The 15,148-nt window shown below is 63.0% G+C and carries 13 protein-coding genes; 3 read left to right on the top strand and 10 right to left on the bottom strand.

The features are described 5' to 3' along the window. Positions 1-5 precede the first annotated feature (5 nt). Both typA and M9924_08315 read left to right on the top strand, forming a co-directional pair. Positions 6-1,832 (top strand): translational GTPase TypA, encoded by a 1,827-nt coding sequence (gene typA / locus M9924_08320; protein MCO5064410.1) that lies wholly within the window; start codon positions 6-8, stop codon positions 1,830-1,832. A gap of 67 nt (positions 1,833-1,899) precedes the next feature. After that, entirely contained in the window at positions 1,900-2,514 is a 615-nt protein-coding gene (locus tag M9924_08315) for a LysE family translocator (GenBank protein MCO5064409.1), read from the top strand. 84 nt (positions 2,515-2,598) lie between these two features. Here M9924_08315 and M9924_08310 read toward each other — a convergent pair whose 3' ends face one another. From M9924_08310 to M9924_08275, 8 genes are all read right to left on the bottom strand, one after another. Then, positions 2,599-3,003: a F0F1 ATP synthase subunit epsilon gene (locus M9924_08310; protein MCO5064408.1), complete on the bottom strand. Its 405-nt coding sequence runs from the start codon at positions 3,001-3,003 to the stop codon at positions 2,599-2,601. 89 nt (positions 3,004-3,092) lie between these two features. Continuing rightward, a complete protein-coding gene (atpD, locus tag M9924_08305; protein MCO5064407.1) occupies positions 3,093-4,697 on the bottom strand; it encodes a F0F1 ATP synthase subunit beta in 1,605 nt (534 codons plus the stop codon). 59 nt (positions 4,698-4,756) lie between these two features. Further along, a complete protein-coding gene (locus M9924_08300) occupies positions 4,757-5,632 on the bottom strand; it encodes a F0F1 ATP synthase subunit gamma (protein ID MCO5064406.1) in 876 nt (291 codons plus the stop codon). A 27-nt stretch (positions 5,633-5,659) separates the two neighbouring features. After that, complete coding sequence (atpA, locus tag M9924_08295) at positions 5,660-7,189, bottom strand: F0F1 ATP synthase subunit alpha (protein ID MCO5064405.1); 1,530 nt, start codon at positions 7,187-7,189, stop codon at positions 5,660-5,662. Further along, positions 7,189-7,749: a F0F1 ATP synthase subunit delta gene (locus M9924_08290; protein MCO5064404.1), complete on the bottom strand. Its 561-nt coding sequence runs from the start codon at positions 7,747-7,749 to the stop codon at positions 7,189-7,191. The genes atpA and M9924_08290 overlap by 1 nt, the downstream gene beginning before the upstream one ends. Positions 7,750-7,998: 249 nt before the next feature. Further along, complete coding sequence (locus M9924_08285; GenBank protein MCO5064403.1) at positions 7,999-8,394, bottom strand: DUF4345 family protein; 396 nt, start codon at positions 8,392-8,394, stop codon at positions 7,999-8,001. A 101-nt stretch (positions 8,395-8,495) separates the two neighbouring features. Further along, positions 8,496-9,101 (bottom strand): isoprenylcysteine carboxylmethyltransferase family protein, encoded by a 606-nt coding sequence (locus M9924_08280; GenBank protein ID MCO5064402.1) that lies wholly within the window; start codon positions 9,099-9,101, stop codon positions 8,496-8,498. 75 nt (positions 9,102-9,176) lie between these two features. Then, positions 9,177-11,360 carry a primosomal protein N' gene (locus M9924_08275; protein ID MCO5064401.1) on the bottom strand — a complete coding sequence of 728 codons (2,184 nt, stop codon included), beginning with the start codon at positions 11,358-11,360 and terminating at the stop codon, positions 9,177-9,179. Between the two features lie 79 nt (positions 11,361-11,439). Here M9924_08275 and fsa point away from each other — a divergent pair, with 79 nt between their 5' ends. After that, positions 11,440-12,093, top strand: coding sequence for a fructose-6-phosphate aldolase (fsa, locus tag M9924_08270; protein MCO5064400.1), 654 nt, complete (start codon positions 11,440-11,442; stop codon positions 12,091-12,093). A gap of 35 nt (positions 12,094-12,128) precedes the next feature. On the opposite strand, the gene M9924_08265 is transcribed toward fsa, so the two are convergent. Next, the gene (locus M9924_08265) at positions 12,129-13,784 is read right to left on the bottom strand and encodes a heme biosynthesis protein HemY (GenBank protein MCO5064399.1); all 1,656 of its coding nucleotides are present in this window, start codon (positions 13,782-13,784) and stop codon (positions 12,129-12,131) included. Positions 13,785-13,792: 8 nt separating this feature from the next. Continuing rightward, positions 13,793-15,106 carry a phage tail protein gene (locus M9924_08260; GenBank protein MCO5064398.1) on the bottom strand — a complete coding sequence of 438 codons (1,314 nt, stop codon included), beginning with the start codon at positions 15,104-15,106 and terminating at the stop codon, positions 13,793-13,795. Between the last annotated feature and the right edge of the window lie 42 nt (positions 15,107-15,148).

The following is a 15,148-nucleotide window of genomic DNA, read 5'->3' as shown; positions in this document are numbered from 1 at the left end:
CCATTATGAAACTTCGCAATATCGCGATCATCGCGCACGTCGATCATGGCAAAACGACGCTCGTGGACGCCCTTTTGAAACAGTCCGGCGCGGTGCGTGACAATCAGCGGGTCGCCGAACGCGCGATGGATTCCAACGATCTTGAAAAAGAGCGCGGCATCACCATCCTCGCCAAGGCCACCTCCGTGGTGTGGAAGGACACGCGCATCAACATCGTCGATACGCCGGGCCACGCCGATTTCGGCGGCGAGGTCGAGCGCATCCTGAACATGGTCGATGGAGCCATCGTGCTGGTGGACGCCGCCGAAGGCCCGATGCCGCAAACCAAGTTCGTGGTGGGCAAGGCACTCAAGGTGGGCCTGCGCCCCATCGTGGCGATCAACAAGATCGACCGCCCCGACGCTCGCGAGGTCGAGGTCATCAACGATGTGTTCGACCTGTTCGCCGCGCTTGACGCTACCGACGACCAGCTCGATTTCCCGATCCTCTATGGTTCGGGCCGTGACGGCTGGATGGCCGAAAAGCCCGAGGGACCGAAGGACCAGGGATTGGGTCCGCTTTTCGATCTCGTTCTCAAACATGTTCCCGAACCCAATGTCGGAACCGGGCCGTTCCGCATGATCGGAACGATCCTCGAGGCCAATCCGTTCCTCGGGCGCATCATCACCGGCCGCATCGAGAGCGGATCGCTCAAGCCCAACCAGGCGGTAAAGGTCCTGCATCACGACGGTTCGTTGCTGGAAAACGGGCGTGTGTCGAAGATACTCGCCTTTCGTGGCCTTGAACGGCAGCCCATCGAGGAAGCGCAGGCCGGCGACATCGTCGCGATCGCGGGACTTTCGAAAGGCACCGTCGCGGACACGTTCTGCGACCCTGCGTTCAGCGAACCGCTCGCCGCGCAGCCCATCGATCCGCCGACCGTCACCATGTCCTTCCTCGTCAACGACTCGCCGCTGGCAGGCACCGAGGGCGACAAGGTTACGAGTCGCGTGATCCGCGACCGCCTGCTGCGCGAGGCCGAAGGCAATGTCGCGCTGCGCATCGAGGAATCGGCTGACAAGGATTCATTCTATGTGTCGGGACGCGGCGAATTGCAGCTTGCCGTTCTCATCGAGACCATGCGCCGCGAGGGTTTTGAGCTTGCCGTTTCGCGTCCCCGCGTCGTCATGCAGAAGGACGAGCATGGGCGCCTCCTCGAACCGATCGAGGAAGTGGTGATCGACGTTGACGAAGAGCATGCGGGAATCGTCGTCCAGAAAATGTCGGAGCGCAAGGCCGACATGGTCGAGCTGAAGCCTTCTGGCGGCAACCGCCAGAGGCTGGTTTTTCACGCGCCGACGCGCGGCCTGATCGGCTACCAGTCGGAGCTTCTGACCGACACGCGCGGCACCGCCGTTATGAACCGGCTGTTCCATTCCTACGAGCCGTTCAAGGGCGAGATTCCCGGTCGTGTGAACGGGGTGCTCATCGCCAACGAGCCGGGCGAGGCCGTGGCCTACGCGCTGTGGAACCTGGAAGATCGCGGGCCAATGGTGATCGACGCGGGCGTCAAGGTCTATGCCGGCATGATCGTCGGGATCCATACCCGCGACAACGACCTCGAGGTGAACGTCCTCAAGGGCAAGAAGCTCACCAATATCCGCGCTGCCGGCAAGGATGAAGCGGTGAAGCTCACCCCGCCCGTCCGCATGACGCTTGAGCGCGCGCTTGCATGGATTCAGGACGATGAACTTGTCGAGGTGACGCCGAAGTCCATACGGCTTCGCAAGCTCTATCTCGATCCGCATGAGCGCAAGCGGTTCGAAAAGACCAAACTTGCGGGCGCCGCCTGAAGTCAGCGCATGGTCCCTTGCTTGCGGACGTGATTTCCTGAACCTAAGATGGTTCAGGAGGCTCCGCATGTCGTTCTCATCACTGCTGATTTTCGCGCTGGCGCTTTTCGTCGCCGCCGGCTCGCCCGGTCCGTCGGTTGCCGCACTCGTCGCGCGGGTCATTTCGCGCGGTATGCGCGACGCATTGCCCTTCATGCTCGCCATGTGGATCGGCGAAGCGATCTGGCTGTCGCTCGCCGTGTTCGGTCTTGCGGTGGTGGCGCAGACCTTTCATGAGGCATTCCTGGTGTTGAAATGGATCGGCGTCGCCTATCTCCTTTTCCTGGCCTGGAAGATGTGGAACGCGCCTGCTGATGCTGTCGAAGGGGCGCTCCCGCAAAAGGGTTCTGGCCTGAAGCTGTTCGCAACAGGTATCGCGGTAACGCTCGGCAACCCGAAAATCATGCTGTTCTATCTCGCGCTCCTGCCCACGATCATCGATCTCGGATCTGTGACCATGGTCGGCTGGGTCGAGCTTACCTTGACCATGTTTATCGTGCTCGCGGTGATCGATCTGGGCTGGGCACTGGCGGCGGCGCAGGCACGCAAGCTGCTCAGAAGTCCCTCCGCGATGCGCATGGCGAACCGCATCAGCGCAGGCACGATGGCAGGGGCGGCGGCGGCGATCGCCACGCGGAGCTGAACTTCCGTTCGATGTCACACAAAAAAGCCGGGGTCGTCCCCGGCTTGCTTCCTACGCGGTCTATTCCACGCGGTTCAATTTAATCTACGCCGCGATAGCACCCTGCAGCGTCGAGAGGTGATCCAGATATTCCTGGGCCTTGGCGCGCGCGACGTCGGACTTTGCGTCGGACACGTCTTCCCTCGCTTCCTGGATACGGCGCGAAAGATCGTCACGGTTGATGTCCGCCACGGCGATTGCCTCCTCAGCGAGCAGCGTGCAACCCGTGGGAAGAATGTCCGCAAAGCCGCCGAACACCACGAAGCGCTGTTCCGCACCTGACGCGGGCTTCACCGTCACGACGCCGGGCTTGATGGTAGTCATGACCGGCGCATGGTTGGCCATGATGGTCATTTCGCCCTCGGTGCCAGGAATGACCACCGATTCGACCGACTCCGAAACGAGCAGCCGCTCGGGAGAAACCAGTTCGAATTTGAACGCTTCAGCCATGTGTCACCGTTTGTCCAGCGCAGCTTGCGCCGCAATTCTCGTCTGCGTGGAGAGGGCGAGGCTTGGATGCCGCGCCCTCAACCCTTGTCTCAGGCTGCTTCGGCGGCCAACCGCTGGGCCTTCTCGACGGCTTCCTCGATCGAGCCGACCATGTAGAAGGCGGCTTCCGGCAGATGGTCGTACTCACCCGCGACCAGACCCTTGAAGCCCTTGATCGTGTCCTGAAGGTCGACGAGCTTGCCCGGTGCACCCGTGAACACTTCGGCGACGAAGAAGGGCTGCGACAGGAAGCGTTCGATCTTGCGAGCGCGAGCAACCGTCAGCTTGTCCTCTTCGGAGAGTTCATCCATGCCGAGAATGGCGATGATGTCCTGCAGCGACTTGTAGCGCTGCAAGGTGGACTGCACCGAACGCGCGACCTGATAGTGCTCTTCCCCGACAACCAGCGGATCGAGCATGCGCGACGTCGAGTCGAGCGGATCGACGGCCGGGTAGATGCCCTTTTCCGCGATAGAGCGCGAAAGCACCGTGGTGGCGTCGAGGTGGGCGAACGATGTCGCAGGCGCCGGGTCGGTCAAGTCGTCGGCAGGGACGTAGATCGCCTGCACGGAGGTGATCGAACCCCTCGTGGTGGTGGTGATGCGCTCCTGCAAGGCGCCCATATCGGTCGCCAGCGTCGGCTGATAGCCCACGGCCGAAGGAATACGGCCAAGCAGCGCCGACACTTCCGAACCAGCCTGCGTGAAGCGGAAGATGTTGTCCACGAAGAACAACACGTCCTGTCCCTGGTCACGGAAGAACTCCGCGACGGTCAGCCCGGTCAGGGCGACACGCGCGCGTGCTCCCGGCGGTTCGTTCATCTGGCCATAGACCAGCGCGGCCTTGGAGCCTTCCCCGCCGCCCTTCTTGTTGACGCCGGATTCGATGAACTCGTGATAGAGGTCGTTACCCTCGCGCGTGCGCTCGCCGACGCCCGCGAACACCGAGAAGCCGCCATGCGCCTTCGCGACGTTGTTGATCAGTTCCTGAATGAGCACGGTCTTGCCGACGCCCGCACCGCCGAACAGGCCGATCTTGCCGCCCTTCGCATAGGGCGCGAGCAGGTCGAGAACCTTGATACCCGTGACAAGGATCTGGGCTTCGGTAGACTGTTCGACATATTCCGGCGCGGGCTGGTGAATGCCGCGATGTTCGGTCGCCTTGACCGCACCGGCTTCGTCGACCGGCTCCCCGATGACATTGATGATACGGCCAAGCAGTCCGGGGCCGACCGGTACCGAGATCGGGCCGCCCGTGTCTGCCACCGTCTGGCCGCGAACCAGACCTTCCGTCGTGTCCATGGCGATGCAGCGAACCGTGTTCTCACCGAGGTGCTGCGCGACTTCGAGGACAAGGCGGTTGCCGCCATTATCCGTCTCGACCGCGTTCAGAATTGCGGGCAGATGATCCTCGAACTGCACGTCGACGACAGCGCCGATGATCTGGCGCACCTTGCCCTTCGGCCCGGTTGCGAGCTTCACCTTGGCCGGCGCGGAGGTCTTGGCCACGGCGGCCTTCGCCGGAGCCGCCTTCACGGGAGCTGCCGCCTTGGCCGGTGCTGCCGCCTTGGCCGGTGCGGCAGATTTCTTAGCGGGAGCGGCCTTGGCAGCCGCTTTCGCGGGCTCGGCCTTCTTTGGGGTCGCTGCTTTCGCCATCCTGATTACCCTTTTTCGTCCTTGTGTCCTGTTCGCCGGCCTTTTTCAGGCAGGTCGAGCTAGAGCGCCTCGGCGCCCGAAATGATCTCGATAAGTTCCTTGGTGATCTGCGCCTGACGCTGGCGGTTGTAGGTGATCGAAAGCTTGTTGATCATCTCGCCTGCGTTGCGCGTCGCATTGTCCATGGCGCTCATCTTCGCGCCCATCTCGCCCGCTGCATTCTCAAGCAATGCGCGGAAGATCTGCACCGCGATATTCCTCGGGATGAGGTCTGCGAGAATTTCGCCTGGCTCCGGCTCATATTCATAGACCGCGCCCGCATCGGTCCCGGCAGCTGCCGTCGCCGCAGCCGGAATGATCTGTTGCGCGGTCGGAATCTGCGAGATGACCGACTTGAATTCGGAATAGATCAAGGTGCAGACGTCGAAGCCGCCTTCGTTGAAGAGCGAAATAACCTTGTCGGCAATAGCCTGCGCGTTGACGAAGCCGATCTGCTTCACGTCGCGCAGTTCAATGCGATCGATGATCAGGTTGCTGAAGTCACGACGCAATATGTCGTAGCCCTTCTTGCCAACGGTGATGATCTTTACCGTCTTGCCGTTGTTCTGGAGCTTGCGCACCGTATCACGTGCCAGACGAGCGATCTGCGAGTTGAACCCGCCGCACAATCCGCGTTCCGCCGTGCAGACGACCAGAAGATGCGTGTCGTCCTTGCCCGTTCCGGTCATCAGGGCGGGCGCTTCGCCTCCACCGCCGACGGCGGCGGAGATATTGGCCAGCACCGCCCCCATGCGCTGCGAATAGGGGCGCGCCGCTTCGGCGGCCTCCTGCGCACGGCGCAGCTTCGCCGCAGCGACCATCTGCATCGCCTTGGTGATTTTCTGCGTCGCCTTGACCGAGGCGATGCGGTTGCGAAGGTCTTTCAGCGAAGCCATGTCGTCAGGTCCGGTCCGTCTTCGCTCTTATGCAAAGGTCTTGGCGTAGGCGTCGATCTCGGCCTTGAGCTGGTCGCGCAGGCTGTCCGAAAGCGCCTTTTCCTTGCGGATGCCTTCGAGAACGGCCTTGCCCGGCCCACGCATATGCGCCAGCAGGCCCTGCTCGAACTTGCTGACATCGGAAACCGACAGCTTGTCGAGATAGCCGTTCACGCCCGCGAAGATCACCGCGACCTGCTCTTCCGTCTTGAGCGGCGAGAACTGCGGCTGCTTCAGCAGTTCGGTCAGGCGCGCGCCACGATTGAGCAGGCGCTGCGTCGCCGCGTCGAGATCGGAGCCGAACTGTGCGAACGCCGCCATTTCGCGGTATTGCGCCAGCTCGCCCTTGATCGATCCGGCAACCTGCTTCATCGCCTTGATCTGCGCGGCCGAACCGACGCGGGACACCGAGAGGCCGACGTTCACAGCAGGGCGGATGCCCTGGAAGAACAGGTTGGTTTCGAGGAAGATCTGGCCATCGGTGATCGAGATCACGTTGGTCGGGATGTAGGCGGAAACGTCGTTGGCCTGCGTCTCGATGACCGGCAGCGCGGTGAGCGAACCGGCGCCATTGTCGTCATTGAGCTTCGCAGCGCGTTCCAGAAGCCGGGAGTGAAGATAGAAAACGTCGCCCGGATAGGCTTCGCGGCCCGGCGGGCGGCGCAGCAGCAGCGACATCTGGCGATAGGCGACCGCCTGCTTCGACAGGTCGTCATAGCCGATCAGCGCATGCATTCCGTTGTCGCGGAAGTATTCGCCCATGGTGCAGCCCGCAAACGGCGCAAGGAACTGCATCGGTGCCGGATCGGAAGCGGTCGCCGCGACGATGATCGAATATTCGAGCGCGCCGCGCTCCTCGAGCACTTTCACGAACTGCGCGACAGTCGAACGCTTCTGGCCGACGGCGACATAGACGCAATAGAGCTTTTCCGATTCGGGGCCGCTCTCGTGGATGGATTTCTGGTTGAGGATCGTGTCGAGGATGATGGCGGTCTTGCCGGTCTGACGATCACCGATGACCAGCTCGCGCTGGCCGCGACCCACCGGGATCAACGCGTCGATGGCCTTGAGGCCGGTCGACATCGGCTCATGCACCGACTTGCGGGGAATGATGCCGGGAGCCTTGACGTCCACGCGGCGACGCTCGGTGGCCTTGATCGGACCCTTGCCGTCGATAGGGTTGCCGAGCGCGTCGACGACGCGGCCCAGCAGGGCCGGGCCGACCGGGACGTCCACGATCGCGCCGGTGCGCTTGACCGTGTCGCCTTCCTTGATGTCGCGGTCGGCGCCGAAGATAACCACACCGACATTGTCGGCCTCGAGGTTGAGCGCCATGCCGCGGATGCCGCCCGGGAATTCGACCATCTCGCCCGCCTGGACATTGTCGAGGCCATAGACGCGGGCGATACCGTCACCGACGGAGAGGACCTGTCCAACTTCCGTAACCTGGGCCTCGCGGCCGAAATTCTTGATCTGGTCCTTAAGGATTGCGGAAATTTCCGCGGCGCGGATGTCCATCAGCCGACCTCTTTCAGTGCAAGCTTGAGCGAATTGAGTTTGGTTTGAAGTGACGTGTCGATCTGGCGCGATCCCATCTTCACGATGAGCCCGCCCAACAGGGACGGATCGACGGTAACGTTGATCGAAACATCCTTGCCGGCAACGCCCTTGAGCGCGGCCTTGAGTTCATTCTCCTGCGCGGCGGTCAGCGCATGCGCGGATGTGACATCGGCTGAAATCTCGCCGCGCGCCTCGGCGGCGATGCGCCTGTAGGCAGCGATCATGCCGGGAATGGCGAACAGGCGGCGGTTCCTGGCGACCACACGCAGGAAATTGCCGGTCAGACCGCCGATCTTCGCTTTGTCGGCGACCGCGCCGATGGCCTTGAACTGTTCATCGGCGGAAAACACCGGGCTTTTTATCAGCCGGTCGAGATCCGGGCTGGAAGCGAGCATTTTTTCGAAGGAAGCAAGCTCGCCTTCGACCTTTGCGACCGCCTTGGATTCGGACGCCAGATCGAAAAGGGAGCGTGCATAGCGCTCTGCAACGGCGGAAATGGGCGAAGATGTCGATGCCACGGTCCGTCAATTCTCTTGTCTGACAGGCCGAAGATTTTTGGCTGAGAGCTCTGAACTCGGGCTAAATCTTTGACCTAATTACGATCTTGGTGCCTTTGGGGAGACAAAACGCCTTTGATGCGCCGTAGTCCCCCGGCGAAAACCGCTTGCCGTCTAGCACAGGCTTTTCAAGGCTGCAACACAGGCGAACGTGCTCATTTCAACTGATTTGTCGCACCTCGCTCCCGCCTTCGCAACCCCTGCCGCGACTCAGGCGAGCCAGCCGAGCGCAAAGGCCAGCGACGCGGCTGCCAGCGCCAGTTCGAGCAGCAGCCAGGCAAAGTTAGCAAGCGTCAATCCGGCGTCCGAAAGCATGGAGATCAAGCGACCGAACGCGGTGAGTAGCCAGCTAAAGCCGAGAGCCAGGTAGAGCAGCGGCTGCCCAAGCAGCAGACAGCATAGCGGCAGCCCGAGATAGAAGCCCGCCATGCGGCCCCTTATCTCCGCCTGCGCCTCGGGATGCCCCTCGCTGGTCCTCAGCCTCATGACCCGCATGGACAGGCCGGGCGCAAAGAGAAGCAGGAGGCCGATGAGTGCAGTGAACGAGGCGATGCCGAAGGCGACCCACTCCGCATTGGTGGTCGGCCAGGGAAAGGAAAAGTCCATGAATATCCCCAAGGTGCAATTCGCGCATTGAATGATACAGCAAAATCAAGTCAAGCCGCCATAGGGGCGGACAGGCGCGGCGATTGCTCGAAAAAGCAAAATCAGGGAAGCGTGAAAAGCACGGGCAGGTATCCCTGCTCCTTCAGGAATTCGGCAAGTTCGATGACGGGAAGGGCGGCCAGAAAAAGCAGGCCGTCCAGAAAGGTGCGCCTGAGCGCATCAGGTGAGAATGCGACCTCTCCGCTTTCCCGGTAGAGCGACGGCTTGGGCCAGAAAAGCGGCGTCACCCGGGCATAGTCGCGAAACTGCGCGCCGAAGAGCGTTTCGAGATGCTTCGCTTCCTTCTCGGCGGTCGCGACAAGCGCGAGATAGGCGGCCAGCCCAAGGCCAAGCGCCAGCACAAGCGACCCCACAAACAGCCCCACCCCCGTCACTCCGAGAACGGAAAAGAAATAGAGCGGATTGCGGCTCATGGAATATGGGCCTGTGGTGATCAGTTCCCGATTCTTCTTCGCGCCGATGTAGAGAATGCTCCACAAGCGCCCCGCAATGCAGCCTAGCACCATAAGGAGACTGACGACTTCGATGATCTCGCTGCCATCGCGCGCAAAGCCGGGATTCACCAGAAACGAGAATGCAAACGCCAGCAGCGCCCCAGTCTGCAGGAGTCGTATCCTGATTTTCTGATCGACCGGCTGCTGCCCCATACCCGAATGCCCCCTGGTTGCTAATATATTAAACGGCGCTAATATCAAGCTCTTTGCGGCGCTTTTGCGGTGGCTTCACAGAAAGCTCTGGGGGTCTATGTCCACCTGAATGCGCACCGAACCGCGCAGCTTCGGACCCGACAAGAGCGTTGCCCGCAGGTAGGACTGCATGTCGGCGCGTCGCGCGCCGTGAAAGAGCAGCCGGAATCGATGACGCCCGGCAACCAGCGCCAGCGGCGCTTCCGCCGGCCCCAGCACATGGATGTCGTCCGAATCGGGCGCGGCGCGGCGCAAGCCTCTCGCATGGGCTTCCGCATCGGCGCGATTGTCGGCGCTGACGATGACCGCAGCGAGCCGACCGAAGGGCGGCAGGGCGGCGCGCTCCCGTTCAGCGATTTCGCGCGCATAGAACGCCTCGCTGTCGCCCGACACAATCGCCCGCATGACGGGGTGGTCGGGCTGGTAGGTCTGGATGAGGCCCCGGCTTTTCTTGCCCGTTCGCCCTGCCCGGCCCGTCACCTGGCTCAGAAGCTGAAACGTTCGCTCGGCGGCGCGCGGATCGCCATTGGCAAGGCCGAGATCCGCATCGACGATGCCGACCAGCGTCATGTTCGGGAAATGGTGGCCCTTCGCGACGAGTTGCGTGCCGATGACGATATCCACGTCGCCGTCTGCGATTGCTTCGAGTTCCAGCCGCAGGCGCTTCGTGCCGCCGAGCAGATCGGAGGACAGTACGATCGTGCGCGCATCCGGAAAATGGGCGACAACCTCCTCGGCAATGCGCTCGACACCCGGACCGCAGGCCGCCAGATGATCGACGGTTCCGCATTCGGGACAGGCATCCGGGCGCTTCTCGCTGTGCCCGCAATGGTGGCATACAAGCTGCCCGCGAAACCTGTGCTCGACCAGCCAGGCCGAACAATCCGGGCACTGGAACCGATGTCCACATACGCGGCAAAGCGTGAGTGGGGCATAGCCACGCCGGTTGAGGAACAGCAGCGCCTGCTCGCCCCGTTCCAACGTCTCCCGAACCGGCAGCAGCAGGGCGGGTGACAGGAACCCGCCCCGCGCGGGCGGTGAACGCCGCATGTCGATGGCCTTCAACTCGGGAAGCGCAGCGTCCGCATAGCGTCCCTTCAGGGCGATATAATTGTAGCGGCCCTGCCTTGCGTTCACCTTGCTTTCCACGGAGGGCGTCGCTGACGCAAGCACCACCGGAAAGCGTCCGAGATGGCCCCGCACGACGGCCATGTCGCGCGCATTGTAGAAGACCCGGTCTTCCTGCTTGTAGGCGGGGTCGTGCTCTTCATCCACGACGATGAGGCCGAGTTCCTTGAACGGCAGGAACAGCGCCGAGCGCGCCCCCGCGACGACCCGGACATTTCCCTCGACCACCTGCCGCCAGACCCGCTCGCGCATGCGCGGCGCGAGATCGGAATGCCATTCGGCGGGCTTTGCGCCGAACCGGTCCTGAAAACGTTCGAGGAAAGCCTGCGTCAGCGCAATTTCCGGCAGCAAGATGAGGACCTGCCTGCCCTTGGCGAGCGCCGCCGCGACCGCCTCGAAATAGACCTCTGTCTTGCCCGATCCGGTCACGCCGTCGAGCAGCGTCACGCCCGGCGAATCGCTGGCCACCGCCTCGCGCAGGGCCTCGGCCGCGCGCATCTGGTCGGGCGTGAGATCGGGCAGCGCATAGCTTGCGTCCGGCAGCGCCACGACCGGGCGCGGCGGGATCATCACCGTCTCGAACACGCCTTGCGCCCTGAGCCCGTCGACCACGGCAGACGACACGCCTGCCGCATGCGCCAGCCCCGACCGCGTCCACGCCGGCCCCTCCGCCGCTATTGCCAGCACGCGCCTGCGCGCGTCTGTCAGCCGGTCCGGCTCGGCATCTGTGAGACGTATCCCCTCGGTCCACGGCTCCGGCTCGAATGCGGCGGGCGCACGCAGCAACAGCCGCGCGACGAGGCCGGGCGGCGTCAGCGTGTAGGCGGAAACCCAATCAACGAAACGCCGTGTCGTTTCATCGATCGGCGGGCAGTCGAAAACTTCCTCCACATGCCGCAACCTCTTGGAATCGAGTTGCTCGACGGCGGTGTCCCAGACAATGCCAGCCACCTGCCTTGGCCCGAGCGGCACCCGCACGATGGAGCCGGGCTGAGCCTCCATGCCGTCGGGAAGCGCATAGGAATAGGCCCTCTCCGCCGGCATCGGCACGAGAACGGGAACCACTTTCGAAAGGCGCGAATCTGATGTCATCGGGCGTGACCTTGCCCCGAACTTGGTCTAGAGCAAAGTCGAGACGATGCGCATGGCCGTCAAACGACAGGAGATTGAGATGAAGTTCTTCGTGGACACCGCCGATGTGACGGAAATCAAGGAGCTCAACGACCTTGGGCTTGTGGATGGCGTGACGACGAATCCGTCGCTGATCCTGAAATCGGGCGGCTCCATCGCCGAGGTCACCAAACAGATTTGCGACATCGTGGACGGACCCGTATCGGCGGAAGTGGTCGCTACCGACTATGACGGCATGATGCGCGAGGCGGCGGTTCTGTCGGAGATCGCCGACAATGTCTGCATCAAGGTGCCGCTGACGCTTGACGGCCTCAAGGCGTGCCGCGCGCTGCGTAACCAGGGGCGTCTGGTCAATGTGACGCTTTGCTTCTCGGCGAATCAGGCTTTGCTGGCCGCCAAGGCCGGTGCGAGTTTCATTTCACCTTTCATCGGTCGACTGGACGACATTGCGCTGGACGGCATGGAGCTGATCGCGGAAATCCGCCAGATCTACGACAATTATGACTATCCGACCGAAATTCTGGCGGCCTCGGCCCGCACGGTGAACCATATCAAGCAGGCGGCTCTGATCGGCTCCGATGTCGTTACCGCGCCCCCGGCGGTGCTGAAATCGCTGGTGAAGCACCCGCTGACCGACAACGGCCTCAAGCAGTTCCTCGCGGATTGGGAAAAGACCGGCCAGAAGATCGGCTGACGCAAAACGGGCGGCCATCGAGCCGCCCTTACGCGTCAGAACAGGCGGAAGCGTCCGCTCGCCTTTTCTTCTTCAGGCGAAACCCCCGGATCGTCGGGCAAGCGGCGCACAATCTCCGGGCGCTTCTCTTCTCCGGCGAAATCCCGCAGCGGCGGATGGTCGTTTGCCGCGCGCAGAGGCTTCGATTCGCCCGGCTTGTTGTCCTTGATCTCATCCTTTTCCTGCGCCGGTTCGGCGGGGCTTGCGGATATTTCTTCCCCATTCGCCTCGACGGGTTCCGTCGCGGTTTCGACGTCGATGACCGCCGGAGCTTCCTCAACGATCTCGGCTTCCTCCACAGGTTCGGGTTCGGCTTCGATCAACACGGGAGCGTTGGGCTCTTCCTGCTCGATTGCGGGACCGAGACGCTCGACCGGAACGCGCCACTGGAACGCATCGATCTTGCCGGTGACGGGCGATTGGGGCGCCCAGTGCTCGGAAATCACTCCATCGGCGACCCAGGCCGGATCGCGAGGCGCGCGCACGGCCCGGGCCAGCCATTCACGCACGCGGCCCGCATCGCCTCCGTCCGCTTCTTCAATATCCGCCAGCAGCAGATAGGCGCTCTCGCGCGGCTCCAGCCGGATCGAAGCCTGCGCTTCCTCACGGGCCAGCGCAAACTCCTGTGCGGCAAATGCCGCCCGCGACACGGTGAGCGCGCTTTCGGCATTGTTGGTGTGCAGCGAGCGCAATCGCTGCGCGCGCGCAAGCCGATCCAGCGCCGCATCGCCATGGCGCGCATGTACGTAAAGCTCTGCGATCTCGGGATGCGGCTGCTTGCGCCACGCCGCTTCGAGGATTTTCGAGCCCTTCCTGACCTCATCGCTCCTGAAAAGCGACCGGGCCGCAATCAACGCCGCCGGTATGAAGTGCGGCGCGAGACGGTTCGCTTCCAGCGCCGCCGCCCGCGCAGCACCGGGATCGGTGTCGAAACTCGCCATCGCATTGGCCGTCAGCAGGACCGCGCGGCGGCGATTGAACGCTTCCCTGTCGGATTTCAGCGCGCCCTTCTGCGCCTCCAGCAGCTTCAATGCGGCGTCCCAATCGCCTTCCTCGGCCTTTTCCTCGATCGTCGATTCCGCTGCCCAGCCGAGCTGCGGGGCGACCTGCGCGGCGCGCGACGCATAGTGCCGCGCGGCGTCGCGGTTTCCCATGCGCTCCGCCTCCAGATAAAGGCCGCGCAGGCCGAGCAGTCGCGTTTCAGGATCGTCGATCATCTGCTCGAACTTGTCGCGCGCAGCATCGTGGTTGCCCTCCAGCACGAGGGTCTGCGCCTCCAGCAGGTGGATCAGCGGTTCCTGATCGGAACTGATGAGCTTCAAAGCTTCCTTGTTCTTCTGGCGCGCAAGCAGCGCATCCCCCGCACCTGCCGCGATCATGCCGGTCGAAAGCGCCTGATAGCCACGGTCGCGCCGCCGCACCCTGAAATAGCGCGTGATCGTATAGGGGCTGTTCCAGATCGCCTTGACCACCCACCAGGCGAGCATCACAGCAGCAACGAGACCGGCCACGGCGACAGCCGCCACCATGAGCGTGACCTGATATTGGTAACCGTCGAACGTCACGACGAGATCGCCGGGACGATCGGCCAGCCATGCGAAACCGAACGCTATCGCGCCAATGAGGAGCAGGAAGAAAAGAACGCGTATCATTTGGTCCTCTACGCCGACTTCATCGCGTCCGCGACGAGCTGGTCAACCAGTTTCGTCACTTCGATCCGTGCCTTTATGCGATCCGCAAGGGAGGCGCCCGCCTGCTTCACCGCATCCGGCAGACCGTCATACTCGGCCATCGCCTTTGCGAGGTCGCCCGACTTGAGCGCCACTTCCATCCGCGCAATCCGCGCGCCGGGATCGTCTCCCGCAACCGCTCCCACCGGCCTGACCTTGACGACCGACTGGGCACTGTCGAGCAGGCGCTGGATTAGGCCCGCATTCGGATTTTCGGGCGAAGCCGCTGCCATCATCGCATCCGCCGCCTGCGGAAATTCGGCCAGAAGGTCCGCCTCGGTCGCAACACCCTGGTCCGCATATTGCCGAAGCGCTTCCAGTTGGGGGGCGCTCGGGGCGATTGCGGCAAAGGTTTCAGCTTCTGCGGCGAATGGTCCGCCGCGATCCACCGCAGACTTGAGCGCCGCCGCCGCAATCGCCAACGCGACCTTCGGCTGAGACGCCTGCTGCTCGACCTTGGCAGCCAATGCCGACAGCGATTGTTCCAGCGCCGCAATGCGCGCTTCGCCCTTGCTGAACGAATCGGCGGCTTCGGTGATCTTCTTATCGAGGCCCGCAATCTGGTCGTTCAAGCCTTGCGAGCCACCGGAAGCCGATTCGATCTTTTTTATGCGCTCGTCCAGCGCCGCGACCGCCGCAGCATCGCCCGCGCCACCCGAACCGGCGGCGGATTGCAGTGTCGCGACCTCGGATTTGAGTTGGTCGAGCGCCGCTGAAACACCGTCGTCCGCTGGCTCGGACTGAAGTGTCGCCAGCTCGCTTTTCAGGGCTGCAAGCTCCTGTTCGACCGGCGCGAGAGATGGCGCAGCGCCGCCTGTGCCGCCCACGAGACCGGCTGCCTGCAACGCATAGAACCCGCCCAGTGCCACAACAGCGCCGATCAACCCGGCTGCGATGCTGGAAACCCCGGAACCTTTACTCGGCGGTGGCGGCACCGCGTCGCCCGTCCTTCCGGAATCTTCAATGCGTCCGAATGAATAATCGGACGCCGGCCCGGATGTCCGCTCCGCGTCACTATCGGGCGCACTTTCGGTCACGGCTTCCCCGGCAAGTTCGGGATCGCCCTCGACCTTCCGCATCTCGGAATCCGGCTGGGCGGGAACTTCAATGCTTTCAACAGGTTCGGCCTGCACCTGCGGCTCATCCGCCGGTTCATCGACCCGTTTCACATCGTCCGCTCCCAGTTCGATCGTGACAGGCGTCCGCTGGCTCTTGCTGTGACGCGTTCTCGGGGTCTTGACCATGTCGGGCTCCGAAAATGTAGGGCATGCAAGACCTAGCACACC

Source organism: Rhizobiaceae bacterium (assembly GCA_023953835.1).
Lineage (GTDB): Bacteria > Pseudomonadota > Alphaproteobacteria > Rhizobiales > Rhizobiaceae > Mesorhizobium_G.
Note: the sequence above shows the minus strand (reverse complement) of the source record. Positions and strands in the feature narration are given on the sequence as shown.